The organism is Pseudomonas sp. RIT623, from assembly GCF_004519305.1.
Taxonomy (GTDB): domain Bacteria; phylum Pseudomonadota; class Gammaproteobacteria; order Pseudomonadales; family Pseudomonadaceae; genus Aquipseudomonas.
In genome coordinates, this window is record NZ_SOZA01000029.1 from 1 (window position 1) to 23,732 (window position 23,732).

Here is a 23,732-nt window from a genome sequence, read left to right on the forward strand (position 1 = left end):
GGCCATGTCCGCCTGGATGGCGCCGAGCTCAGCCAGTGGGACCGCGAGGCCCTCGGCCCGCATATTGGCTACTTGCCACAGAATATCGAATTGCTGCGCGGCAGCATCGCCGAGAACATCGCCCGCTTCGGCGAGCTGGACAGCCATAAGGTGGTCGAGGCCGCGCGCCTGGCTGGGGTCCACGAGCTGATCCTGCGCCTGCCCCAGGGCTACGACACGCGCCTGGGCGAGGAGGGCGTCGACCTGTCCGGTGGGCAGAAGCAACGCATCGCCCTGGCCCGCGCCTTGTACGGCAACCCCAGCCTGGTGGTGCTCGACGAGCCCAACTCCAACCTCGACAGCCACGGCGAATCGGCCCTTGCCAGCGCGCTGGTGCAGCTCAAGGCCCAGGGCCGTACCGTGGTGCTGGTGACCCACCGCAGCGCGGCCCTGGCCCAGGCCGACAAGTTGCTGGTGATGAACGAAGGCCGCATGCAGGGCTTCGGGCCTGCCCGCGACATTCTCCACGCCATGGGCCAGGCCCAGGCGCAACGACCGCTGCAGGCCGGAGGTGGCGCATGAGCCGACACGAACGCGATGCCCGATTCCATGTGCGCTTGGGCTGGGCGCTGACGCTGCTCGGCTTTGGTGGCTTCATGGCCTGGGCCAGCCTGGCGCCGCTCGACCAGGGGGTGCCGGTGCAAGGCACCGTGGTGGTTTCGGGCAAACGCAAGGCGGTGCAGTCGATGGCGGCGGGCGTGGTAAGCCGGATTCTGGTCAGCGAGGGCCAGGCGGTGCGCCAGGGCGAGCCGCTGTTCCGCCTTGACGGCACCCAGGCGCAGGCCGATGTCGACGCCTTGCAGGCCCAGTACCGCATGACCCGCGCCAGCCTGGCACGTTGGCAGAGCGAGCGTGACAACCTGGCCCAGGTGCAGTTTCCCGCCGAGCTGCTGGAAGACCCCGACGCCCGTCTGGCGCTGATCCTCGAAGGGCAGCGGCAGTTGTTCGACAGCCGTCGCCAGGCCCAGGCCCGCGAGCAGGGCGCGTTGGCGGCGAGCATCGATGGCTCCCAGGCCCAGTTGGGCGGCATGCGCCGCGCCCGTGGCGACTTGCAGGCCCAGGCCGACTCGCTGCGCGAGCAACTGGACAGCCTGCGCCCGCTGGCTGGCGATGGCTACATCCCGCGCAACCGCGTGCTCGAGTACCAGCGCCAGTTGTCCCAGGTGCAGCGCGACCTGGCGCAGAACGCCGGCGAAAGCGCGCGCCTGGAACAGGTGATCGTCGAGGCACGGCTGAACCTGCAACAGCGCCGCGAGGAGTACCAGAAGGAGGTGCGCAGCCAGCTGGCCGAGGCCCAGGTCAAGGCCGCGACCCTGGAGCAGCAGCTCAACTCCGCGCACTTCGAATTGCAGCACAGCGAGATCCTGGCGCCGGCCGACGGCATCGCGGTCAACCTTGGCGTGCACACCGAAGGCGCCGTGGTGCGCGCCGGCGATACCTTGCTGGAGATCGTGCCCCAGGGCACCGCGCTGGAAGTGGAAGGGCGCCTGCCGGTGAACCTGGTGGACAAGGTGGCCTTGCAGCTGCCGGTGGACATCCTGTTCACCGCCTTCAACCAGAACCGCACGCCGCGGGTCACCGGGGAGGTGGCGTTGGTTTCCGCCGACCAGTTGATCGACGAACGCAGCGGCCAGCCGTACTACGTGCTGCGCAGCACCGTCAGCGAAGAGGCGTTGGCGCGCCTGCAGGGCCTGGCGATCCGCCCGGGCATGCCGGCCGAGCTGTTCGTGCGCACCGGCGAGCGCTCGCTGCTCAACTACCTGTTCAAACCCCTGCTCGATCGCGCAGGTACCGCCTTGACCGAACAATAAGGACGCCCAGTGAAGAAGTACCCACTGATCGGGCTGCTGGTCGCCTGTGCCTGGCTGCCGGCAGCCACCCAGGCGGCCATGGGGCCATTCCAGGTCTACGAGCAGGCCCTGCGCCGCGACCCGACCTACCTCGCCGCCTTCAAGGCCCGCGAGGCGGGCCAGGAATACCGCGCCATCGGCCGCGCCGGCCTGCTGCCGAACATCTCGTACAGCTACAACAAGGGGCGCAACGACTCCGAGGTGCGCTACCTGGGGGATTCGCGGCGGCAAAAGGAAGACCGCAACTACAACAGCATGGGCTCGACCTTCATCCTCCAGCAGCCGCTGTTCGACTACGAGGCCTATTCGAGCTACCGCAAGGGCGTGGCCCAGGCGCTGTACGCCGACGAGAGCTTCCGCGACCAGAGCCAGCAACTGCTGGTGCGGGTGATGACCAGCTACACCCAGGCGTTGTTCGCCCAGGACCAGATCGCCATCAGCGTTGCCAGCAAGCAGGCCTACCGCCAGCAGTTCCAGCAGAACCAGCGGCTGTTCGACGCCGGCGAAGGCACGCGCACCGATATTCTCGAAGCCCAGGCCCGCTATGAGCTGGCCGATGCCGAAGAGATCCAGGCGCGCAACGACCAGGACGCGGCCCTGCGCGAGCTGGGCGCGCTGATCGGCGAGCCAGCGGTGCGGGTCGAGGACCTGGCGCCACTGCGCGTCGGTTTCGCCTTGCCGGTGGTCGACCCGAGCGGCTACGAGGCCTGGCAGGAGCGCGCGCTGGCCAATAACCCGCAACTGGCCTCATCGCGCCAGGCGTTGGATGTGGCGCGTTACGAAGTGGAGCGCAACCGTGCCGGACACCTGCCCAAGGTCACCGCGTTCGCCACCTCGCGGCGCCAGGAGTCGGACAGCGGCAACACTTACAACCAGCGCTACGACACCAACACCGTGGGTATCGAGGTCAGCGTGCCGATCTTCGCCGGCGGCGGGGTGATGGCCTCGACCCGCCAGGCCAGCCGGCACCTGGAACAGGCCGAGTACGAGCTGGACGGCAACACCCGCAGTGCGCTGATCGAACTGCGCAAGCAGTACAACGCCTGCCAGTCCGGCGCCAGCCGCCTGCGCGCCTATGAGCGGGCGCTGGTGGCGGCCGAGGCGCTGGTGGTGTCCACGCGCAAGAGCGTGCAAGGGGGCGAGCGGGTCAACCTCGACGTGCTCAACGCCGAGCAGCAACTGGCCACTACTCGCCGCGACCTGGCCCAGGCGCGCTACGACTACCTGCTGGCGTGGATCAAGCTGCACTACCAGGCGGGGATGCTCAGCGAAACGCAACTGGCACGGGTGGACGAGGCGTTCATCGAGGGCAAGTCAGGCTGACCAGACATGCGCAAAACCCTGTAGGAGCGGCCTTGTGCCGCGAAAGGGCTGCGAAGCAGCCCCGGATTCCTGCATCGCTACAAAGATCGTGGGGCCGCTTTGCGGCCCTTTCGCGGCACAAGGCCGCTCCTACAGGGGAGATATCCCGGTACTCAGGCGCTTTGCACGCTTGCGCTCGGCCAGCCCCCACACCACCAGGGCCAGGGCGCCAATCACCAACCCAGCCACCACGATCCCATCCCATCCATGCACCTCGAACAACTGCGTGCCCAGCAGCGACCCCAGCGCACCGCCAATGAAATAGCAGGTGATATACCCGGCATTGAGCCGTGTGCGGGCCTCGGGGCGCAGCACGATCACCGCGTTCTGGTTGCTCACGTGCACCAGTTGCACCGCCAGGTCCAGCAGCAGCACCCCTACCAGCAAGGCCAGCAGCGAGTTTTGCGCAAAGGCCAGTGGTATCCACGACAGCAGCAGGGCCAGCAGGCCAACGGTAGTGCCCAGCGGGCCCTTGCCGCGGTCGGCCAGGCGCCCGGCCCAGTTGGCCGCCAGCGCGCCGACCGCGCCTGCCAGGCCGAACAGGCCGATCACCGCGTCAGAGTAGTGGTAGGGCGCATCGCTCAGCAGGAATGCCAACGGCGTCCAGAACAAGGCGAACAGGCTGAACGCCAGCAGCCCGAGCAACGAGCGCAGGCGCAGCACCGGCTCCTCAAGGAACAGGCGAAACACCGAGCCGATCAGCGCCGGGTACTTCAGCCCGGCGTGGCTATGGTGCTGTGGCAGGCTGCGGTACAGGGCCAAGGCGCTGAGCGCCATCAGCAGCGCCGCCAGCACATAGATGCTGCGCCAGCCGCCCAGCTCGGCCATGAAGCCTGCGGCGGTGCGTGCCAGCAGGATGCCCAGCAACAGGCCGCTCATCAGCGTGCCCACGGCGCGGCCGCGTTGATCCGGAGCACTGAGCGCGGCGGCCATGGGCACCAGCACCTGGGCCACCACCGAGAACAGTCCGGTCAGCGCCGTGCCGAACAACAGCCACGGCAGACTCGGCGCGCAAGCGCTGATCACCAGGCCGGCGGTGGCGATCAGCACCATGCTCACGATCAGCCGGCGCTGCTCGAACAGATCGCCCAGCGGCGCCAGCAACAGCAGCCCGGTGCCGTAGCTGAGCTGGGCGGCGATGACGATGGTGCCGGCGCTGGCGGTGCTCAGGCCGAACTGCTCGGCGATGCTGTGCAACAGCGGCTGGGCGTAGTAGTTGCTGGCCACGGCCAGGCCGGTGGCGGTGGCCATCAGCAGGATCAGGGCGCGACTCAGAGTCGGGGAGTTCATGGGCAGTCTCGGTGCAGGCAAGGTTGAATGGCGGCAAGTATCAGGAAGTGCCCGGCAGGATGCCAATTTATGGTTATCAACTTAACCGTGTTGACAGCAGCACGGGGCAAGCCCGCTCCCACGCGTGACTGCGCATGGGAGCGGGCTTGCCCCGCGATAGGGTGTTCGTTCAGGCCGCGAAACCACCATCGGCCAGCAGGCTCGCCCCGGTAATGTAGCCGGCCTCAGGCCCCGCCAGGTAGGCGACGAAGCTGGCGATCTCGTCCGCCTGCCCATAGCGGCCGATGGCCATCAGCGGGATCAGGCTCTCGGCGAACTCGCCACTGGCCGGGTTCATGTCGGTGTCCACCGGTCCAGGCTGCACATTGTTGACGGTGATTCCCCGCGGCCCGAGGTCACGGGCCAGGCCCTTGGTCAGGCCGACCAGCGCCGACTTGCTCATGGCATAGGGCGCGCCACCGGCGAACGGCATGCGCTCGGCGTTGGTGCTGCCGATGTTGATGACCCGTCCACCCTGGCCCATGTACTTCACCGCCGCCTGGGTGGCCACGAACACGCTGCGCACATTGACCGCCAGCAGCCGGTCGAAGTCGGCCAGGTCGAACTCGGCGACTGGCGCCACCGCCAGCACGCCAGCGTTATTGACCAGGATATCCAGGCCGCCGAAGGCCTTCGCGGTGTCGGCCACGGCCTGCTGCACGGCCTGGGTGTCGGCGCTGTCGGCTCGCAGGGCCAGGGCTTGGCCGCCGCCGCTGTTGATCTCGTCTGCCAAGGCCTCGGCGCTGGCGCTCGAACTGACATAGGTGAAGGCGACCTTGGCGCCGTCGCGGGCCAGGCGGCGGACGATGGCCGCGCCGATACCACGGGAACCGCCCTGGACCAGGGCCACCTTACCGCTGAGAGGAAGTGCTTGGGACATGCTGATCTCCTGCGTTCAAGCAAGGCCGGATGCCTTGGATGGACACAGTATCGAACGTGGATTGCATGCTGATAAGATTGTAATCGCTATATACAGAGTAAACCTTTGGTTGGTAATGAAGAATATGGAATCGTTCAGTAGCCTGGAATGCTTCGTGCGCAGTGCCGAGGTCGGCAGTTTCGCCGAGGCGGCCCGGCGTCTGTCTTTGACCCCTGCGGCGGTGGGCAAGAACGTCGCTCAACTGGAGGCGCGCCTGGGGGTGCGGTTGTTCCAGCGCAGCACGCGCAAGCTCACTTTGACCGAGGCCGGGCAGCGCTTCCTGGGCGAGGTTGGTGACAGCCTGCGTACCATCCAATATGCCATGGCCAACCTTGCCAGTGCCGAGGGGCAACCGGCAGGGCTGCTGCGGGTGAGCATGGGCACGGTGTTCGGGCGTTTGTACGTGGTGCCGCTGTTGGGCGAGTTTCTGCGCCGCTACCCGGCGATCTCGGCGGACTGGCATTTCGACAACCGCCAGGTCGACCTGATCGGCCAGGGTTTCGACGCCGCCCTTGGCGGTGGTTTCGAGCTGCCGCCCGGGGTGGTGGCACGCAAGCTGACGCCCGCGCACCGAGTACTGGTGGCCTCGCCGGGCTATCTACGGCAGCACGGGCCGATCGATCGGCCGGAACAGTTGCAGGCTTGCGCCGGCATCCTCATCCGCTCGCCGCAGACTGGCAGGGTGCGCAGTTGGCCGCTGACCAGCCGCTGGCAGGAGCAACAACCCTTGCGGCTGCCCCAGCACATGACCATGAGCGATTCGGATGCGGCCTGCGCGGTGGCTGAGCAGGACCTGGGCATCGCCCTGGTCAGCCTGCCGTTCGCCTTGCCTTACCTGACCTCAGGCCGCCTGTGCCGGGTGCTGGCGGACTGGTACGTCGACGATGGGCACATCAGCCTGTACTACGCCGAGCGCAAGCTGTTGCCGGGCAAGACCCGCGTCTTCATCGATTTCGTGGTGGAGCGGTTTGCCGAGCAGGGGCTGGCAAAGCGCTTCGACGCCTTGCAGCGATAACGCCCGATCAGACGATATCGATGATGAACTGCACCTGCGCCACCCCAGCCAGCACCAGGCGTACTTCGTCATCCACGCGCTTGCCAAGCAGTTGCTGGCCGAGCGGCGCGCGAGGCGTGATTACCGTCACCAGCGCATCTCCCTCGCCAATCTTCAAGCCGGCGCCCTCGGGACCGAGGAACAGCCTGCGCCGTAGGCCCTGCTCATCCTCCAGGGTCACCAGGCAGCCGACCTGGATCCCCCGCGCCGGGTCATACTCGCGCGGCACCAGTTGCTGGTAGGTCTGCAGCGCCTGGCGGATCTCAGCGGTGCGCCGAGCCTGCCCGGTGGCCAGGTAAGAAGCCTCGAGCCCCAGGGTGTCGTACTTGTTCTCGGCGATGTTCTCTTCGGCGGTGGCGGCCTCGTAGGCGGTCTGGGCGGCGCGGCGCAGCACCTCCATGTCGTGCTCGAGGGTGGTGACAATGCGCTGCAGCAGGGTGGCCTTGTCCATGGTCAGTAGCAGAACTCCAGCACGTTGGCCTGGCTCTTGTCGGTCGGCGCGGTGCGATTCTGCTGCAGCCAGAACTGGCATTTGGGGCTGTTCAGGTTGCGCGGGTTGCCCTGGGCGGCCTCGGCGGCCTGCTGCAATTCCTGCTTGTGCAGGATGTCTTTGTAATGTTCGAACATCAGTGCCTGGGCATCGGCCGGTGGCGCTGGAGGAGCGGTTGGCGCAGGCCGGACCTGCGCGGGAGCGGTGGCCTCGACCAGCGGTTGCACCTGCTGTGGCCACAGGTGCAGGGCCAGCCACAGGCTCACGGCGATCGCCAATGCACCGAGCCACAGGCCGAGGGCGACGCAAAGCACCAGTTGCACCGGTTTCAGGGTGATCTTCAATTCGCGGGGGCGGGGCATGGTGGCCTCCTGGCAGGCGGGGCGAGGGCGCCATTCTCGCATGCCGCGGCAGGTATTTTCAGCGCCGCGCTTTTGTTGGCCGGCATTTTTCAGCAAAATCCGCGGTCTTTTTTCCGCAGGTTACGGAACGTGGCGATGAAAACCACCTGGGACATCTTCTGCACGGTTGTCGACAATTATGGCGATATCGGCGTCACCTGGCGCCTGGCGCGCCAGCTGGCGAGCGAGCATGACCTGGCCGTGCGCCTGTGGGTGGATGACCTGCAAGCCTTCGTGCGCCTGTGCCCAGAGGCCGACAGCCAAGCCGAGCAGCAGTGGCGGCAGGGGGTCGAGGTACGCCACTGGCCGGCCACGTGGCAAGGCGCGGAGCCGGCGCAGGTGGTGGTGGGCGCCTTCGCCTGCCAGCTACCACAGGCCTATGTCGAGTCCATGGGCAAGCAGGCCACGCCGCCCTTGTGGCTGAACCTTGACTACCTCAGCGCCGAAGACTGGGTGGATGGCTGCCATGGCTTGCCGTCACCCCAGGCCAATGGGTTGCGCAAGTTCTTTTTCTTCCCGGGTTTCACCGACAAGACCGGTGGCCTGCTGCGCGAAGCTGCCTTGCTGCCCCGTTGCCAGGCGTTCCGCCAGGCGCCGGACGAGCGGGCGAGGTTCCTGGCAGGGCTGGGCGTCCGCCCCGAGGCCGGGGCGCGGCTGATCTCGTTGTTCGCCTACGAGAACCCGCAGTTGGGCAACTGGCTCGACGTACTGGCCGAAGGCGCGCAGCCCAGCCACCTGCTGGTACCTCAGGGGCGCATCCTGGGCGATCTCGGCCACTGGCTGGGCGAGGCGGACTTGGCCGTGGGGGCGCTGCATCGGCGCGGTGCCTTGACGGTCCAGGTGCTGCCTTTCGTCAGCCAGGACGACTACGACCGGTTGCTGTGGAGCTGCGATTTCAACGCCGTGCGCGGCGAGGACTCGTTCGTGCGGGCGCAATGGGCTGGCGTGCCGATGCTGTGGCACATCTACATCCAGGAAGAGAACGCCCATTGGGAAAAGCTCGAAGCATTCCTCGCCCTCTATTGCCATGGGCTGTCGGCCGCCGCCGGGCAGGCGCTGAGCGAACTGTGGCGGGCCTGGAACATGGATCGCCCGATGGGCCAGGCCTGGCAGGCACTGCAGCCGTTCTGGGAGGAAGTGCGCGAACATGCCCGGCAGTGGCAGGCCGCGCAGGCCGCTCGGCCGGACCTTGCCACGAGGCTGGTACAGTTTTACCGAAATTCGCTATGATACGCGGCCTCGATTTTTATAAATCCATCCAGATTCGGATACTTCGTAATGAAAACTGGTAAAGAACTGAAACCCGGTACCGTACTGCGGATCGACAACGACCCGTGGCTGGTTCAGAAAGCTGAGTTCACCAAGTCGGGCCGTAACAGCGCGATCATGAAGACCAAGCTGAAGAACCTGCTGACCGGCTACAAGACCGAAACCGTATACGGCGCGGACGACAAGCTGGACGACGTGATCCTGGATCGCAAAGAAGCGACCCTGTCGTTCATCAGCGGTGACTCGTACACCTTCATGGACACCACCGACTACACCATGTACGAACTGAACGCCGAAGACATCGACGCCGTTCTGCCGTACATCGAAGAAGGCATGGAAGACATCTGCGAAGCGGTGTTCTTCGAAGGCCGCCTGGTATCGGTAGAACTGCCGACCACCATCAGCCGTCAGGTTGTCTACACCGAGAACGCTGCTCGCGGCGACACCTCGGGCAAGGTCATGAAGCCTGCCAAGCTGAAGAACGGTACCGAGATCTCGGTTGCCGACTTCATCCAGATCGACGAGTGGATCGACATCGACACTCGCGACAACAGCTTCAAGGGCCGTTCCAAGAAGTAATCCTTCTTGCGACGCGCACGAAAAACCCGGCCTTGGCCGGGTTTTTTTGTGCCTGTGAACTCGCGTTGACTCGTTCCCTTGTAGGAGCGGCACAAGGCCGCTCCTACAAGGGGCAGGTTGCCTGAGTGTCAGACCGTCACATGCAAGCGCACATCCACATTGCCGCGGGTGGCATTGGAGTAAGGGCAGACCTTGTGCGCCTTCTCCACCAGCCCTTCGGCGTCGGCCTGGGCCAGGCCCGGCAGGTTGATGTGCAGGTCGATGTCCAGGCCGAAACCGCCAGGGATCTGGCCGATACCGACCTTGGCGGTGATCGAGGCATCGGCGGGCAGGGCTTTTTTCTCTTGCCCGGCAACGAACTTCAGTGCGCCGATGAAGCAGGCCGAGTAACCGGCGGCGAACATCTGCTCGGGGTTGGTGCCCTCGCCACCAGCGCCGCCCAGTTCCTTGGGGGTGCTCAGCTTGACGTCCAGCTTGCCGTCGCTGGAGCGGGATTTGCCGTCGCGACCGCCGGTGGAGGTGGCTTCTGCGATGTACAGCGGAGTGACCTTTTGCATCTTGAGCCTCGCTTGTGTTGCGCGCCGTCGGCGCTGAGTGGGTATGGATTTAAATTAACGCGCAATTATTTAGCGCGCAAGTTAAATGTTCGACCATTCATCGAACAGCCCGCTCACAGCATAGCCGTCAGAGGTGATCTTGCAGTTGCGCGCGCAGTGCCAGCAGGTCGGCTTGCAGTTTTTGCAGTTGTTCGGCGCTGTGGCCGCTGGCCTGGAGGATGCATTGAGGCACGCGGCGGGCCTCGTTTTGCAAGGCGCGGCCCTTGTCGGTCAGTTGCACCAGCACCACGCGCTCGTCCTCGCGGCTGCGGCTGCGCTTGAGTAGGCCTTCGCTTTCCAGGCGCTTGAGCAAGGGGGTCAGCGAGCCGGGGTCGGTGAGCAGGCGCTGGCTGATCTCGCCCACGGTCATGCCGTCTCGTTCCCACAGCACGAGCATGGCCAGGTATTGCGGATAGGTCAGGCCCAGGGCCTGCAGCAGCGGCTTGTAGACCTTGGTCATCAGCAACGAGGTGGAGTGCAGGGCGAAGCACACCTGGTTGTCCAGCAATAGCTCGTTGCAGGGAGCTTGGGTGTCGGCGTTCATGCAGGTCCTTGGTATCGATGAGGATGGAAATCTAGCACGCCAAAGCTTGGTGCGCTCACTACCAGCGCAGCTCGCTTCTCAGGGCCAGGTCCCACGGTGGTAGCGGACTGAATCGGCTCTTGAGGAATTCGAGCAGCAAACGGCTGCGAGAGTTCGTTTCGTGTTCCAGGCGCAGGGCATAAATGCCGCTGGTTTCGGGTTCGGGCAGGCCGCCTTGGCAAAACAGCGGGAGCAATTCGCCACGCAGCAGGTAGTCGCTGATCAACCAGGTGGGCAGGTGGGCCACGCCCAACCCTGCGAGGGCACCGAACAGCAGGGTCTCGGCGTTGTTGGCGGCCATGCGCATGCGGGCGGGGCGGTATAGCCGGGTCTGGCCGTCGACGTTGAAGCGCCAGGCGAACGGCGGCGCCAGGCCATCCCAGTCCAGACCATCGTGGCCGGGCAACTCGCTGGGGCAGGCCGGCACCCCGCGGCTAGCCAGGTAGGCAGGGCTGGCGCAGGCGATGCGCACCATGTAGGCCAGGGGCGTGGCCACCAGGCGGGTGTCGGCCAGGGGGCCGGCGCGCAGCACCAGGTCGACTTCGCCCAGGTGGCTGCCGTGCAGGTCGACGAAGCTGTCGATCAGGCGCAGTTGCACGTCGAGCCCGGGGTAGGCCACCAGGAAGTCGGCAATGGCCGGCGCCAGGTGGCGCCGGCCAAAGGCGGCGGGGGCGTCGATGCGAATCAGCCCTTCGGGGGCATTGCTCAGCGACACCGCCTCGGCCCGCGCCAGGCGTAGCTCTTCGATGATACGCCGGGCCCGCTCGGCGAACGCGTTGCCCGCCGGAGTTGGCCGCACGGCATGGGTGCTGCGCGAGAACAGGCGGCTGCCCACGGCGCTTTCCAGGCTGTCGATGCGTCGGGCCACGGCGGATGGGGTCAGCGGGTGGCGACGGGCGGCGGCGGAGAAACTGCCGGTTTCCAGCACGTCGAGAAACAGGCTCAGTTGTTCGGTGAGGATATTGGGGGTCATAGGGGTGCTTATGCAGATTACGCACAGCCATTGTGCGCTGCTGTGCGTTTCCCCGCTAGCCGCGACTGGGTAGCATGCCGCTCATTCTCTGAAAACAGGCGGATGAGGCCCGGATGATCGAGTGGTTGATGTATATCGTGTTGGGCGCGGCACTGGGCACCCTGGGTGGCCTGTTCGGTATTGGCGGCGGGTTGATCGCGATTCCGGCGCTGGGGGTGTTGTTCGGTCTTGACCAGCAGTTGGCCCAGGGCACGGCGCTGGTGATGGTGGTGCCCAACGTGCTGTTGGCGTTGTGGCGCTATCACCAGCGCAACCGCATCGAGCTGCGCCATGCCGTGCCGTTGTCGTTGTGCAGTTTCGTGTTCGCCTGGCTGGGGGCGATCTGGGCTGTCGGGATCGATGCCCAGTCGATGCGCCTGTATTTCGTCGGTTTTCTGGTGGTCCTGGCGGTGTGGAACGTGGCGCGGATGTTCCTGCCAGTGAGGCCGCCGAGCAACCAGCTGCGCTATCCGTGGCCATGGCTGGGCGTGTTGGGCAGCTTTGCCGGGACCATGGGCGGGCTGTTCGGCGTGGGCGGGGCGGTGGTGGCGACGCCGATTCTCACCTCGGTGTTCGGCACCACCCAGGTGGTGGCTCAGGGCCTGTCACTGGCGCTGGCGGCGCCGAGCACCCTGGTGACGCTGCTGACCTATGGACTGCACCAGAGTGTTGTCTGGAGCGTCGGCATCCCCTTGGCGATCGGCGGGTTGCTCAGTATCAGCTGGGGCGTGAAGCTGGCCCATGCGTTGCCGGAGAAGGTGCTACGAGCGATGTTCTGCGGCTTCCTGGTGGTGTGCGCGGTGATGCTCGGGTTCGAGCTGTAGTATCCAGGGGCCACAAGGCGGCCCCTGGTCATTTGAACCCTTCGATGATGTATTCGGCCATGCAGTCGGTGATGGGGGAATGCTGCTGGTCGTTGCGCAGCAGCATCACATTGGCCATGTGCAACTGTGGCAAGCCGTCTTCTTCGCCGAGAATGCGCAGTTGCCCGCCGACCAGGCTGTGCAATTGCGCGGTCACCGCCAACCCCGCGGTGACGATGGCGAAGATCGCCGCCAGGCTGGGGCTGGTGTAGGCGATGCGGTACTCGATGCCCTGGCGCTCCAGGGCGTTGCAGGTCCAGGCCCGGCAGAAGCAGTCGGTATTGAACAGCGCCAAGGGCATCGGTCGCTGCTCCTGGGGGCAGAAACCCTCGGCGGCGGCCCATACCAGGCGCTCCTGGCGCAGCAACTGGCCGACTTCATTGCCCGGCTCGCGGGTGACGATGGTCAGGTCCAGGTCCTGGCGCAGCATCAGTTGCTTGGACGAGTCGCAGTGTACCTCGACATGGATCAACGGGTAGGCCTGGGCGAAGCGGGTGAGGATGCTGGGCAGGTAGCGCATGGCGTAGTCGTCCGGCGTGCCGATGCGTACCACCCCGACCATGTGCGGCATGCGCAGGGTGTTGAACACCTCGCCATGCAGCTTGAGGATGCGCCGGGCATAGCCCAGCAGCACCTGGCCTTCGGCGGTCAGGCGTACCTGGCGGCCGTCGCGCTCGAACAGCTGGCGCTGGAGGATGTCTTCCTCCAGGCGTTTCATCTGCATGCTGACCGCCGACTGTGTACGGTTGACCACCTCGCCGGCACGGGTGAAGCCGCCTTGCTCGGCGATGGCGACGAAGGTGCGCAGCACATCGGCATCGAGACTCTGATACTGGGACATGGCATCAATCTCCTAGATGCACGGCATCAGAAACATTCGTTGGATTGATCTTAAGCCTGGGCAGAGACTGGAGCCATCCACAAGGAGGGCGTCATGATGAAAGGTCATTTCAACGTAGCTCACCAACCGGCCGCATCCCTGGGCCATCTGTGGCACGACGCCAGCGGGCTGGTGCTGCGCTGGTTCGAACTGCACCGCCAGCGCGACGAGCTGGCGCGCCTGAGCGATGCCACGCTGCACGACCTGGGGTTGTCGCGGGCGGATATCCAGCAGGAGGCCGACCGGCATTTCTGGGAGGACCCGTTGCGTAAATGAAGGTGGCGACAATCGCGGGCTTGCCCCGCGATTGCGTCTTTACTGTCTGGATACCAGACGGAGCCACCTTATGTCCTTCAGCCTGTCCCTCGCCCAGGCCCGCCGCCTGGCCTTGTCCGCCCAGGGTTTTGGCAAGTCGCCCGCGCGCCCGCCGACCCTCGCCAATCTCAAGCGCATGCTCCAGCGCCTGGGCGTGGTGCAGATCGACTCGGTCAATGCCCTGGTGCGCTCCCATTACCTGCCGTTGTTCTCGCGCCTTGGCGACTATCCAGCCGACCTGCTGGACCAGCTCGCCTGGGGCAAGCGCCGCCAGCGGCGGCTATTCGAATACTGGGGGCATGAGGCCTCGCTGCTGCCGTTGGAGCTCTACCCGCTGATGCGCTGGCGCATGGCCCACGCCGCCGACGGCAAGGGCATCTACCGGCAACTGGCGACCTTTGGCCGTGAGCGGCGCGAGGTCATCGACCGGGTACTGGCCGCCGTGCGCGAGCGTGGCGCGCTGGGTGCAGGCAGCCTGTCGACCCGCGAGGAGCGCGCCGGCCCCTGGTGGGACTGGAGCGAAGAAAAGCACGCGCTGGAATGGCTGTTCGCCGCTGGCGAGGTCACCGTGGCCGGGCGTCGCGGTTTCGAGCGCCTGTACGACCTGCCCGAGCGGGTGCTACCAGCGGAAATCCTAGATCAGGCCCAGCCCAGCGAGGCGGAAGCGCACCAGGGCTTGCTGCTGCACGCCGCCGGCGCCCTGGGCGTGGCCACCGAACAGGATCTGCGTGATTACTTTCGCCTCTCGCCGCTGCAGAGCAAGGCCGCCCTGGCGGTTTTGCTCGAGGACGGGCGCCTGCAGGCTTGCGCCGTGCAGGGCTGGAAACAGCCGGCCTATGTCGCGGGCGTGCCACGGATTCCCCGCCGCATCGAAGCCAGCGCCTTGCTCTCGCCGTTCGATTCGCTGGTCTGGGCGCGCGAGCGTACCGAGCGCCTGTTCGATTTTCGCTATCGCCTGGAGATCGACACCCCGGCGCACAAGCGGGTGTACGGCTACTACGTGCTGCCGTTCCTGCACGATGGGCGCATCGCCGCGCGCCTGGACCTGCGCGCCGAACGCACCCACGGGCGCCTGGCGGTACATGCAGTGCACGAAGAGGCGCAGGAGCTGGGCGAGACGGGCTACCTGGCGCTGGCGGCCAGCCTGTTGCGTATGGCCAACTGGCTGGGCCTGGCACAGGTGCAGCTCAACTGCCCCCGCGCCGAGGGCAGCCGGCTGCGTCAGGCCTTGCTCAGCGGCGCACCTGCTTGAGGGTTTCGGCGATCAGGAACGCCAGCTCCAGCGACTGGTCGGCGTTCATGCGCGGGTCGCAATGGGTATGGTAGCGGTCGGACAGGCCGTCTTCGGTGATCGGCCGCGCGCCGCCGATGCACTCGGTGACGTTCTGCCCGGTCATCTCGATATGGATGCCGCCGGCATGGCTACCCTCGGCCTGGTGCACCTGGAAGAACTGCTTCACTTCGTCGAGGATCTGCGCGAAGTCGCGGGTCTTGTAGCCGCTGCTGGCCTTGATGGTGTTGCCGTGCATCGGGTCGGAGCTCCACAGCACCTGCCGGCCCTCGCGTTCGACGGTGCGGATCAGCCCCGGCAGGTGGTCGCCGACCTTGCTGGCACCCATGCGCACGATCAGGTTCAGGCGGCCGGGGTCGTTGTCCGGGTTGAGCACGTCGATCAGGCGGATCAACGCTTCAGGGTCCATGCTCGGGCCGACCTTGACCCCGATCGGGTTGTGCACGCCGCGCAGGAACTCGACATGGGCGCCGTCCAGCTGGCGGGTGCGGTCGCCGATCCACAGCATGTGCGCCGAGCAGTCGTAGTAGTCGCCGGTGAGGCTGTCGCGACGCACGAAGGCTTCTTCGTAGTTGAGCAGCAAGGCTTCGTGGGCGGTGAAGAAGCTGGTTTCGCGCAATTGCGGTGCGCTGTCCAGGCCGCAGGCGCGCATGAACGCCAGGGTTTCGTCGATGCGGTTGGCCAGTTGCTGGTATTTGTCGGCCAGGGCTGAGTTGGCGATGAAGTCCAGGTTCCACTTGTGCACCTGGTGCAGGTCGGCGAAGCCGCCCTGGGCGAAGGCGCGCAGCAGGTTGAGGCTGGCGGTGGCCTGGTGGTAGGCCTGCAGCAGGCGCTCGGGGTCGGGCACGCGGCTGGCGGCGTCGAAGCCGATGCCGTTGACGATGTCGCCACGGTAGGCGGGCAGGGTGATGTCGCCGATGGTTTCGTCGTTGGCCGAGCGCGGCTTGGCGAACTGGCCGGCCATGCGCCCGACCTTGACCACCGGGCAGCCGGCGGCGAAGGTCATGACGATGGCCATCTGCAACAGCACCTTGAAGGTGTCGCGGATCTTCGCCGCGGAAAACTCGGCGAAGCTCTCGGCGCAGTCGCCGCCTTGCAGCAGGAATGCCCGGCCCTGGGTGACCTCGGCGAACTGCCGGCGCAGCTCGCGGGCTTCGCCGGCGAATACCAGCGGCGGGTAACCGGCCAGGGTCTGCTCGACCTTGAGCAGGTGCGCGGCGTCGGGGTAGGTCGGTTGCTGCTGGATCGGCAGGGCGCGCCAGCTGTCAGGGCTCCAGGGTCGGGTCATCACAGGCTCTATCTATAGTGTCGGTTCGGGCGTGCCTGTCATGGTAACGCTGGCGACGTGCTTGTTGCACCACCGGCATTGGCGGACAATGCGCGTTTTGCGCGGGCAGGTGGCGGGATGGCGACGGAGCGGGAAGAGCGGCTGCTGGCACGGGTCGAGGATGCCTTTGGCGTCATCAGCGTGTACGAGGTGGAGGACTACCGCTTCCTCGAGTTCGGCGACGCCATCGAGCAGAGCTGTACCTTCACGGCCGACCCCAGTTGGCTGGAGTACGACTATACCCGCGCCATGCTGGTCGGCGCACTGTGCCATGCGCAGCCCGAGAGCGCGTTGTTCCTGGGCCTTGGCGCCGGCACCCTGACCCAGGCATGCCTGAAGTTCCTGGCGCTGGAGGACGTCGAGGCCATCGAGCTGCGTCCGGATGTGCCGCGCCTGGCCATGGAGTTCATGGGCCTGGACGACGACCCACGGCTGTACGTGCGGGTGGGCGATGCCCTGGAACTGCTGCCCACGGCCGAGAAGGCCGATTTGCTGTTCGTCGACCTGTATACCGACCATGGCCCTGGCGTCGGGCACCTGGCCTGGGGGTTCCTGGAGCGCTGCCAGCAGCAGCTCAACCCCGGTGGCTGGCTGGTGATCAACCAGTGGGCCGGCGACGATGGCCGGCCGTTGGGGGCGGCGTTGTTGCGAGGCCTGTACCACCGGCATTACTGGGAGTTGCCGGTGAAGGAGGGCAATGTGATCCTGCTGGTGCCGGCGGACCTGGAGCAGAGCCTGGATATCGATGCCGTGCGGGCGCGCGCCACAGCGCTGGCGCCGCAGTTGGGGTATGCGCTGGAGTACCTGATCAAGGCCATCCGCCCGGCGACCTGATGTAATCGCCCAACGCGATCCCTGTGGACGCGACACAAGGCCGCGTCCACAGGGAAACGATTCAGCCTGGATCCAATGTGGGTCGTCACTGTCGAAATATTTCTCACAATTCACGGCTATTTCGGGTATAGTACGCGCCGGTCTTTTAGCGGACCTCAAAATCAGGTGGTGCAAATCCTCCGAATCCAGCTTCGGCTGCATGTCCGCTAGGCGGACCCTCTCACACGTTTCTTTTTCAATCGTTTTCGCAAATCCCCGCCGCCAAAGCTGCCTGGGTGACCTTCGGGTCTTTCAAGGCATGTGCAGCTTTGGAGCATGGGTCTTTGCGGATGCACCTAGAGGCAGACCCATGACCCAGGAAACCGGCGGATTCGCCGCTCTCGATCTCAACCCGAATATCGTTGCTGCCGTCCTGGCTACCGGCTATGAAGAGCCGTCGGCCATCCAGCAACAGTCGATCCCGATCATCCTCGCCGGTCACGACATGATCGGCCAGGCGCAGACTGGCACCGGCAAGACCGCTGCCTTCGCCCTGCCGATCCTCAACAAGATCGACGTGAGCAAGCGCGAACCGCAAGCCCTGATCCTGGCGCCAACCCGTGAGTTGGCGCTGCAAGTAGCCACCGCCTTCGAAACCTACGCCAAGCAGATGCCGGGCGTGAACGTGGTGGCCGTGTACGGTGGTGCCCCGATGGGCCCACAGTTGCGTGCCATTCGCAATGGCGCCCAGATCGTCGTCGCTACCCCTGGCCGCCTGTGCGACCACCTGCGCCGTGACGAGAAAGTCCTGTCCACCGTGCAGTACCTGGTGCTCGACGAAGCGGACGAAATGCTCAAGCTCGGCTTCATGGACGACCTGGAAGTGATCTTCAAGGCCATTCCCGAGTCGCGCCAGACCGTGCTGTTCTCCGCCACCCTGCCGTCGTCGATCCGTTCGATCGCCGAGCGTCACCTGCGCGAGCCCAAGCACGTCAAGATTCAGAGCAAGACCCAGACCGTCACCGCGATCGACCAGGCTCACCTGATGGTCCACGCCGACCAGAAGATCCCGGCCGTGCTGCGCCTGCTGGAGGTCGAAGAGTTCGACGCGCTGATCGCCTTCGTGCGTACCAAGCAAGCCACCCTGGACCTGGCCTCCGCCCTGGAAGCCAAGGGCTACAAGGCTGCCGCGTTGAACGGCGACATCGCCCAGAACCAGCGTGAGCGGGTGATCGACTCGCTCAAGGATGGCCGCCTGGACATCGTCGTCGCCACCGACGTCGCCGCCCGTGGCCTGGACGTACCGCGTATTACCCATGTGTTCAACGTTGACATGCCGTACGACCCAGAGTCCTACGTGCACCGTATCGGCCGTACTGGCCGTGCCGGTCGCGAAGGTCGTGCACTGCTGCTGGTCACCCCGCGTGAGCGCCGCATGCTGCAGGTCATCGAGCGTGTGACCGGGCAGAAGGTCGCCGAAGCCCGCCTGCCGAACGCCCAGGCCGTGCTGGACGCGCGCATCAAGAAGCTGACCAACAGCCTGGCCCCGCTGGTGGCCGACGCAGAGGCCAGCCATGGCGATCTGCTCGACCGTCTGACCGAAGCCCTGGGTTGCAGCCCGCGTGCCCTGGCCTCGGCCCTGCTGCGCAAGGCCACCAACGGCCAGGCGCTGGACTTGGCCTCGGTTGAGCGTGAACAGCCGCTGGTGCCGACCTACACCCCGCGTGAGCGTGGCGAGCGTACCGAGCGCGCCGAGCGCCCTGACCGTGGTGATCGCGAGCGTCGTGCGCCGATGCCGCTGGCCGAAGGCCGCGTGCGTTGCCGTACCGCCCTGGGTGCCCGTGACGGCATCGCGGCCAAGAACCTGCTGGGGGCGATCCTCAACGAAGGTGGCCTGGCCCGTGACGCCATCGGTCGTATCCAGGTGCGCGACAGCTTCAGCCTGATCGAGCTGCCGGAAGAAGGCCTGGAGCGTCTGCTGTCCAAGCTCAAGGACACCCGTGTGGCCGGCAAGCAGCTCAAGCTGCGTCGCTACCGCGAGGACTGATCCTGGCGCTGCAATGAAAAATCCCCGGCCCGTGCCGGGGATTTTTTTTGCCTGTCTATCAGCTGATCATGCTCCCGGCAATCTTCAGTCGAACCGATAGATATCCATCCCCAGCGCCCCCAGCGTGAACCCCTGATGCACGATGCCAAACCGTGCCCCGGCACCCATGGCAAAGAACAAGGGCAGCAAATGTTCGTCACTGGGATGGTTGCGCGCAGCAAACGGCGCCTGTCGACGATAGTCCAGCAGCGCTTTCTCGTCCCCCGCCTCCATCCGTTCCACCACCCAGTCGCGAAACGCCAGTGCCCAAGGTTCGACCGCATCCGGCCCAGCATGCCAGTCCAGTTCGCCCAGGTTGTGGGTGATGCTACCCGAACCGAGCAGCAGGATGCCTTCCTCGCGTAGTGTCGACAGCGCTTGGCCAACCTTCAGCTGCAGGGCGGGGCCGGCCTGGCTGGGCAGCGACACCTGGATCACCGGGATGTTGGCTTCTGGATACATCAGTGACAGCGGCACCCAGGCGCCGTGGTCGAATGGCCGCTGCGTATCCAGCCGCGCGCCCAGGCGCTCGGCGACCTGTCTGGCCAGTTCCGGCGCGCTGGGCGCGGGGTACTGCACGGCATACAGGGCCGGCGGAAAACCATGGAAGTCGTGCCAGGTCTGCGGCTGTGGGTTGCCCATTACCAGCAGCTCGCGGCTTTCCCAATGCGCCGACACCACCACGATTGCCTTGGGGTGGGGCAGGGCGCGGGCCAGCCCGGCCAGTGCCGGGCCGCTGGCGCCGGGTTGCAGGGCAAGCATGGGGGAGCCGTGGGAGATGAACAGGCTGGGCAGCATGGCGGGATCCTGAGGGGGTAAGATGCCCCATCTTCGGTCAGCCAAAGATCGAGATCCAATATAAGTTTCCATAAGCTTTTATCGAAAAACCGGAGGAATCATGGAGCCAGCGTTCTGGCACAAGCGGTGGGCGGATAACCAGATCGGTTTTCACCAGCCCCAGGTGAACCCTTACCTGCAGGCGCATTGGCCGACGTTGGCGCTGGCGCCTGGCGCGCGGGTGCTGGTGCCTTTGTGCGGCAAGAGCCTGGACATGCTCTGGCTGGCCGCGCAGGGGTATCAGGTGTTGGGGGTGGAGCTATCGCGCCAGGCGGTGGCGGATTTCTTCACCGAGCATGGGTTGCAGGTGCAGGTGACTCGGCACGGCGCGTTCGAGAGCTGGCGCAGTGATGAGGTGGAGATCTGGTGCGGGGATGTATTCGCCTTGCGTGCCGAGGACCTTGCCGATTGCCCGGGTATCTATGACCGCGCGGCCTTGATTGCGCTGCCGCCTGAAATGCGCGAGCGGTACATGGCGCTGCTGGGCGAGCAATTGCCGAAGGCGTGTCGTGGCTTGCTGGTGACCCTGGATTACGACCAGGCGTTGATCGACGGGCCGCCGTTCTCGGTGGCGGATGCCGAAGTGCGGGCAGGGTTTGCCGGGTGGCAGGTCGATGAGGTTGAAGGGCGGGAGATTCTTGGTGAGAGTCCGAAGTTTCTGAAGTCGGGCGTTGAAAGCCTGGTAGAGCGCGTCTATCGGCTACGACGCTAAGCTGGCTTCGACCCTGTAGGAGCCGGCATGCCGGCGAACACCGGCATGGCCGGTGCCATCCTGCGCGGCGCCGGGTTTGCCAGCAAGCTGGCTCCTACAGGTATTGCAGGCCGAGGAGCGACATGGGCGCAAAAAGGGCGACCGAAGTCGCCCTTTTTCGTAGCTGCCAGGATCAACCGCGACGGCGCAGTGCGTCGATACGGTCTTCCAGTGGCGGGTGGCTCATCAGCAGGCCGGCCAGCCCGTGCTTGAGGCCGCCATTGATGCCGAAGGCCTTCATGGTGTCGGGCATGTGCACCGGCAGGCCTTGCTCCGAGCGCAGGCGCTGCAGGGCGCCGATCATCGCGTTGGTGCCGGCCAGGTGGGCGCCGGCTTCGTCGGCGCGGAACTCACGGCGGCGCGAGTACCACATGACGATGATGCTGGCGAGGATGCCCAGGACCAGCTCGGCGACGATGGTCGCGACGAAGTAGGCGATGCCGTGGCCTTCTTCGTTCTTGAAGATCACCCGGTCGACGAAGTTGCCGATGATACGGGCGAAGAACATCACGAAGGTGTTCACCACGCCTTGCACCAGGGCCATGGTGACCATGTCACCGTTGGCCACGTGGCCGATCTCGTGGGCCAGCACCGCGCGCACCTCGTCGGGCGAGAAACGCTCGAGCAGGCCCTGGGACACGGCCACCAAGGCATCGTTGCGGTTCCAGCCGGTGGCGAAGGCGTTGGCCTCGTAGGCCGGGAAGATACCCACCTCGGGCATCTTGATGCCGGCTTCACGGGACAGCTCCTCGACGGTCTGCAGCAGCCACTGCTCGTGACGGGTGCGGGGCTGGCTGATGATCTGGGTGCCGGTGGTCATCTTCGCCATCCACTTGGAGATGAACAGCGAGACCAGCGAACCCGCAAAACCGAACACGGCGCAGAAGACCAGCAGCTGGCTGAGGTTGAGGTCAACCCCGTTGGCTGCCATGAACCCGTTGAAGCCGAACAGGCTCAGGGTAATGCTTGCAACCAGCACCACCGCGAGGTTGGTGGCTACAAACAACAGAATGCGCATCATGGTTGTTACGTTCTCCTGACGGATGAGTTCGTTGCGTACTGCGGGGTATATAAGGGGGAGGCCACGCCGATTCAACCGGGGGACTATTTCAAACTGTGTACGCGGGGAAGTATGGCAGAGGATGCCGCAGGGGCTGTGAGGCAGAGCGTTGCAGGATGTAAAGGTCCCGTTGGCTGATCGGCGTAGGAGCCTTGCCGGCGAACACCGGTGTCGCCGGTGCCCTGCACCGCGGCGCTTGGTTCGCCAGCAAGGCTGGCTCCTACGGTTGGCCCTGGCGCTTACTGCGAATAAGTGCGCAGGAAATTGCCGATCCGGCCGATGGCCTGCTCCAGGTCGTCGACCCGCGGCAGGGTGACCACGCGGAAGTGGTCTGGCCACGGCCAGTTGAACGCCGTGCCCTGGACGATCAGCAGCTTCTCCGAGAGCAGCAGGTCGAGGGCGAATTTCTCATCGTTGAGGATCGGGCAGACCTTCGGGTCGATGCGCGGGAAGGCATACAGCGCGCCCATCGGCTTCACGCAGCTGACCCCGGGGATGTCGTTGAGCAGCTCGTAGGTGCGGTTGCGCTGCTCCAGCAGGCGGCCTGGCGGCAGCACCAGGTCGTTGATGCTCTGGTAGCCGCCCAGGGCGGTCTGGATCGCGTGCTGGGCCGGCACGTTGGCGCACAGACGCATGTTGGCCAGCATGTCGATGCCTTCGATGTAGCTCTGGGCGTGGTGCTTGGGCCCGGAGATGATCAGCCAGCCGGAGCGGAAACCGGCCACCCGGTACGACTTGGACAGGCCGTTGAAGGTCAGGCACAGCAGGTCCGGGGCCAGTGACGCGGTGCTGATATGCACGGCCTCGTCGTAGAGGATCTTGTCATAGATCTCGTCGGAGAACACCACCAGGTTGTGCTGGCGCGCCAGTTCCAGCATGCCTTGCAGCAGCTCGCGGGAGTACACCGCGCCGGTCGGGTTGTTCGGGTTGATGATCACCAGGGCCTTGGTGTTCGGGGTGATCTTGGCCTTGATGTCGTCAAGGTCGGGGAACCAGTCGGCCTGCTCGTCGCACAGGTAGTGCACCGGCTTGCCGCCGGCCAAGCTCACCGCGGCGGTCCACAGCGGGTAGTCGGGAGCCGGGATCAGCACTTCATCGCCGTTGTTGAGCAGCGCCTGCATCGACATCACGATCAGCTCGGACACGCCGTTGCCCAGGTAGATGTCCTCGATGGTGACGCCTTCGATTTCTTTTTGCTGGCAATACTGCATCACTGCCTTGCGCGCGCTGAACAGGCCCTTGGAGTCGCTGTAGCCCTGGGCGGTCGGCAGGTTGCGGATAACGTCCTGGAGGATCTCGTCCGGCGCTTCGAAACCAAACGGCGCCGGGTTGCCGATGTTCAGCTTGAGGATGCGGTGGCCTTCCTCTTCCAGGCGTTTGGCGTGCTTGAGCACGGGGCCGCGAATGTCATAGCAGACATTGGCGAGCTTGTTCGATTTGCTGAACTGCATGATGAGATCCCGAGTGAGAATACGCACCGCCCTTTATCGAAAGGTTTGAAAGGGCGGGAAGCGGGTGCCAGACTTGCTGCCTTGCACACGAAGCCAACTAATATACGTGCCACCCGCGCCAGGGAAAAGCCAGCGCGAGGTGAAATTCAGCCTGCCGAGGTTCCACCATGCAAAAGATCGACAAAACCCTGGACGAATGGCGCGCCATGCTCGACCCGGCCCAGTATCAGGTGTGCCGCCTCAAGGGCACCGAACGGCCGTTCAGCGGCAAGTACAACAGCGAGCGCCGCGACGGCATCTACCATTGCATCTGCTGCGACCTGGCGCTGTTCGACGCCAAGGCCAAGTTCGATTCCGGCTGCGGCTGGCCGAGTTTCTATGAGCCTATCGAGGCCGCCGCGATGATCGAGATTCGTGACACTTCCCACGGCATGATTCGCACCGAGGTCACCTGCGCCCAGTGCGATGCCCACCTCGGCCATGTGTTCCCCGACGGCCCGCCACCGACCGGGCTGCGCTACTGCATCAACTCGGTGTGCCTGGACCTCAAGCCCCGCGACTGACCCCGTCACCGA

24 protein-coding genes and 1 pseudogene are annotated in these 23,732 nt (G+C 65.5%); 13 read left to right on the top strand and 12 right to left on the bottom strand.

Annotation, left to right across the window (positions count from 1 at the left end):
- From E3U47_RS18170 to E3U47_RS18180, 3 genes are all read left to right on the top strand, one after another.
- On the top strand, positions 1 to 561 hold a 561-nt coding region (locus E3U47_RS18170), incomplete at its 5' end, for an ATP-binding cassette domain-containing protein (protein WP_134693066.1).
- The gene (locus tag E3U47_RS18175; RefSeq protein WP_134693067.1) at positions 558 to 1,850 is read left to right on the top strand and encodes an HlyD family type I secretion periplasmic adaptor subunit; all 1,293 of its coding nucleotides are present in this window, start codon (positions 558 to 560) and stop codon (positions 1,848 to 1,850) included. The genes E3U47_RS18170 and E3U47_RS18175, both read left to right, overlap by 4 nt.
- A gap of 9 nt (positions 1,851 to 1,859) precedes the next feature.
- Entirely contained in the window at positions 1,860 to 3,212 is a 1,353-nt protein-coding gene (locus E3U47_RS18180) for a TolC family outer membrane protein (RefSeq protein ID WP_134693068.1), read from the top strand.
- A gap of 129 nt (positions 3,213 to 3,341) precedes the next feature.
- On the opposite strand, the gene E3U47_RS18185 is transcribed toward E3U47_RS18180, so the two are convergent.
- Both E3U47_RS18185 and E3U47_RS18190 read right to left on the bottom strand, forming a co-directional pair.
- The gene (locus E3U47_RS18185; protein ID WP_134693069.1) at positions 3,342 to 4,541 is read right to left on the bottom strand and encodes an MFS transporter; all 1,200 of its coding nucleotides are present in this window, start codon (positions 4,539 to 4,541) and stop codon (positions 3,342 to 3,344) included.
- Between the two features lie 169 nt (positions 4,542 to 4,710).
- On the bottom strand, positions 4,711 to 5,460 hold the full coding sequence (locus E3U47_RS18190; protein ID WP_134693070.1) for a 3-oxoacyl-ACP reductase family protein: 750 nt from the start codon (positions 5,458 to 5,460) through the stop codon (positions 4,711 to 4,713).
- Positions 5,461 to 5,584: 124 nt separating this feature from the next.
- Between E3U47_RS18190 and E3U47_RS18195 the strand changes: the two genes are divergently transcribed.
- Positions 5,585 to 6,514, top strand: a complete 930-nt coding sequence (locus tag E3U47_RS18195) for a LysR family transcriptional regulator (RefSeq protein ID WP_134693071.1) — start codon at positions 5,585 to 5,587, stop codon at positions 6,512 to 6,514.
- Positions 6,515 to 6,521: 7 nt separating this feature from the next.
- Here E3U47_RS18195 and E3U47_RS18200 read toward each other — a convergent pair whose 3' ends face one another.
- Together E3U47_RS18200 and E3U47_RS18205 are read right to left on the bottom strand one after the other, a co-directional pair.
- Positions 6,522 to 7,004 (bottom strand): GreA/GreB family elongation factor, encoded by a 483-nt coding sequence (locus E3U47_RS18200; protein WP_134693072.1) that lies wholly within the window; start codon positions 7,002 to 7,004, stop codon positions 6,522 to 6,524.
- Positions 7,005 to 7,006: 2 nt separating this feature from the next.
- The gene (locus E3U47_RS18205; protein ID WP_134693073.1) at positions 7,007 to 7,405 is read right to left on the bottom strand and encodes a hypothetical protein; all 399 of its coding nucleotides are present in this window, start codon (positions 7,403 to 7,405) and stop codon (positions 7,007 to 7,009) included.
- Positions 7,406 to 7,540: 135 nt separating this feature from the next.
- Between E3U47_RS18205 and earP the strand changes: the two genes are divergently transcribed.
- Both earP and efp read left to right on the top strand, forming a co-directional pair.
- Entirely contained in the window at positions 7,541 to 8,674 is a 1,134-nt protein-coding gene (gene earP, locus E3U47_RS18210) for an elongation factor P maturation arginine rhamnosyltransferase EarP (RefSeq protein ID WP_134693074.1), read from the top strand.
- 48 nt (positions 8,675 to 8,722) lie between these two features.
- Positions 8,723 to 9,292 (top strand): elongation factor P, encoded by a 570-nt coding sequence (gene efp / locus E3U47_RS18215; RefSeq protein ID WP_060483780.1) that lies wholly within the window; start codon positions 8,723 to 8,725, stop codon positions 9,290 to 9,292.
- 128 nt (positions 9,293 to 9,420) lie between these two features.
- Here the strand turns inward: efp and E3U47_RS18220 are convergent, their stop codons facing one another.
- The 3 genes from E3U47_RS18220 to E3U47_RS18230 form a co-directional block, all read right to left on the bottom strand.
- On the bottom strand, positions 9,421 to 9,849 hold the full coding sequence (locus E3U47_RS18220; protein ID WP_134693075.1) for an organic hydroperoxide resistance protein: 429 nt from the start codon (positions 9,847 to 9,849) through the stop codon (positions 9,421 to 9,423).
- A 127-nt stretch (positions 9,850 to 9,976) separates the two neighbouring features.
- Positions 9,977 to 10,432 (bottom strand): MarR family winged helix-turn-helix transcriptional regulator, encoded by a 456-nt coding sequence (locus E3U47_RS18225; RefSeq protein WP_134693076.1) that lies wholly within the window; start codon positions 10,430 to 10,432, stop codon positions 9,977 to 9,979.
- A 58-nt stretch (positions 10,433 to 10,490) separates the two neighbouring features.
- Complete coding sequence (locus tag E3U47_RS18230; RefSeq protein ID WP_134693077.1) at positions 10,491 to 11,444, bottom strand: LysR family transcriptional regulator; 954 nt, start codon at positions 11,442 to 11,444, stop codon at positions 10,491 to 10,493.
- A 113-nt stretch (positions 11,445 to 11,557) separates the two neighbouring features.
- Between E3U47_RS18230 and E3U47_RS18235 the strand changes: the two genes are divergently transcribed.
- Positions 11,558 to 12,307, top strand: a complete 750-nt coding sequence (locus E3U47_RS18235; RefSeq protein WP_134693078.1) for a sulfite exporter TauE/SafE family protein — start codon at positions 11,558 to 11,560, stop codon at positions 12,305 to 12,307.
- 28 nt (positions 12,308 to 12,335) lie between these two features.
- On the opposite strand, the gene E3U47_RS18240 is transcribed toward E3U47_RS18235, so the two are convergent.
- On the bottom strand, positions 12,336 to 13,187 hold the full coding sequence (locus tag E3U47_RS18240) for a LysR substrate-binding domain-containing protein (protein WP_134693079.1): 852 nt from the start codon (positions 13,185 to 13,187) through the stop codon (positions 12,336 to 12,338).
- Between the two features lie 96 nt (positions 13,188 to 13,283).
- On the opposite strand from E3U47_RS18240, the gene E3U47_RS18245 reads away from it, so the two are divergent.
- Together E3U47_RS18245 and E3U47_RS18250 are read left to right on the top strand one after the other, a co-directional pair.
- Positions 13,284 to 13,502 carry a DUF1127 domain-containing protein gene (locus tag E3U47_RS18245; RefSeq protein WP_031316004.1) on the top strand — a complete coding sequence of 73 codons (219 nt, stop codon included), beginning with the start codon at positions 13,284 to 13,286 and terminating at the stop codon, positions 13,500 to 13,502.
- A 70-nt stretch (positions 13,503 to 13,572) separates the two neighbouring features.
- Positions 13,573 to 14,793 (top strand): winged helix-turn-helix domain-containing protein, encoded by a 1,221-nt coding sequence (locus E3U47_RS18250; protein WP_134693080.1) that lies wholly within the window; start codon positions 13,573 to 13,575, stop codon positions 14,791 to 14,793.
- On the opposite strand, the gene E3U47_RS18255 is transcribed toward E3U47_RS18250, so the two are convergent.
- Complete coding sequence (locus E3U47_RS18255; protein WP_134693081.1) at positions 14,774 to 16,120, bottom strand: class II 3-deoxy-7-phosphoheptulonate synthase; 1,347 nt, start codon at positions 16,118 to 16,120, stop codon at positions 14,774 to 14,776. The two genes, E3U47_RS18250 and E3U47_RS18255, sit on opposite strands and share 20 nt — an antisense overlap.
- Positions 16,121 to 16,237: 117 nt before the next feature.
- On the opposite strand from E3U47_RS18255, the gene E3U47_RS18260 reads away from it, so the two are divergent.
- Entirely contained in the window at positions 16,238 to 16,993 is a 756-nt protein-coding gene (locus tag E3U47_RS18260; protein WP_134693082.1) for a spermidine synthase, read from the top strand.
- Positions 16,994 to 17,308: 315 nt separating this feature from the next.
- Positions 17,309 to 19,019 (top strand): annotated as a pseudogene (locus tag E3U47_RS18265) (DEAD/DEAH box helicase).
- A gap of 84 nt (positions 19,020 to 19,103) precedes the next feature.
- Here E3U47_RS18265 and E3U47_RS18270 read toward each other — a convergent pair.
- A complete protein-coding gene (locus E3U47_RS18270; RefSeq protein ID WP_134693084.1) occupies positions 19,104 to 19,856 on the bottom strand; it encodes a class III extradiol ring-cleavage dioxygenase in 753 nt (250 codons plus the stop codon).
- A 100-nt stretch (positions 19,857 to 19,956) separates the two neighbouring features.
- Between E3U47_RS18270 and E3U47_RS18275 the strand changes: the two genes are divergently transcribed.
- Positions 19,957 to 20,607, top strand: a complete 651-nt coding sequence (locus tag E3U47_RS18275) for a thiopurine S-methyltransferase (RefSeq protein WP_134693085.1) — start codon at positions 19,957 to 19,959, stop codon at positions 20,605 to 20,607.
- A 172-nt stretch (positions 20,608 to 20,779) separates the two neighbouring features.
- Here the strand turns inward: E3U47_RS18275 and htpX are convergent, their stop codons facing one another.
- A complete protein-coding gene (gene htpX, locus E3U47_RS18285) occupies positions 20,780 to 21,667 on the bottom strand; it encodes a protease HtpX (RefSeq protein ID WP_134693086.1) in 888 nt (295 codons plus the stop codon).
- 278 nt (positions 21,668 to 21,945) lie between these two features.
- Positions 21,946 to 23,157, bottom strand: a complete 1,212-nt coding sequence (locus E3U47_RS18290; protein WP_134693087.1) for a pyridoxal phosphate-dependent aminotransferase — start codon at positions 23,155 to 23,157, stop codon at positions 21,946 to 21,948.
- A gap of 167 nt (positions 23,158 to 23,324) precedes the next feature.
- On the opposite strand from E3U47_RS18290, the gene msrB reads away from it, so the two are divergent.
- Positions 23,325 to 23,720: a peptide-methionine (R)-S-oxide reductase MsrB gene (gene msrB, locus E3U47_RS18295; RefSeq protein WP_134693088.1), complete on the top strand. Its 396-nt coding sequence runs from the start codon at positions 23,325 to 23,327 to the stop codon at positions 23,718 to 23,720.
- Positions 23,721 to 23,732 lie beyond the last annotated feature (12 nt).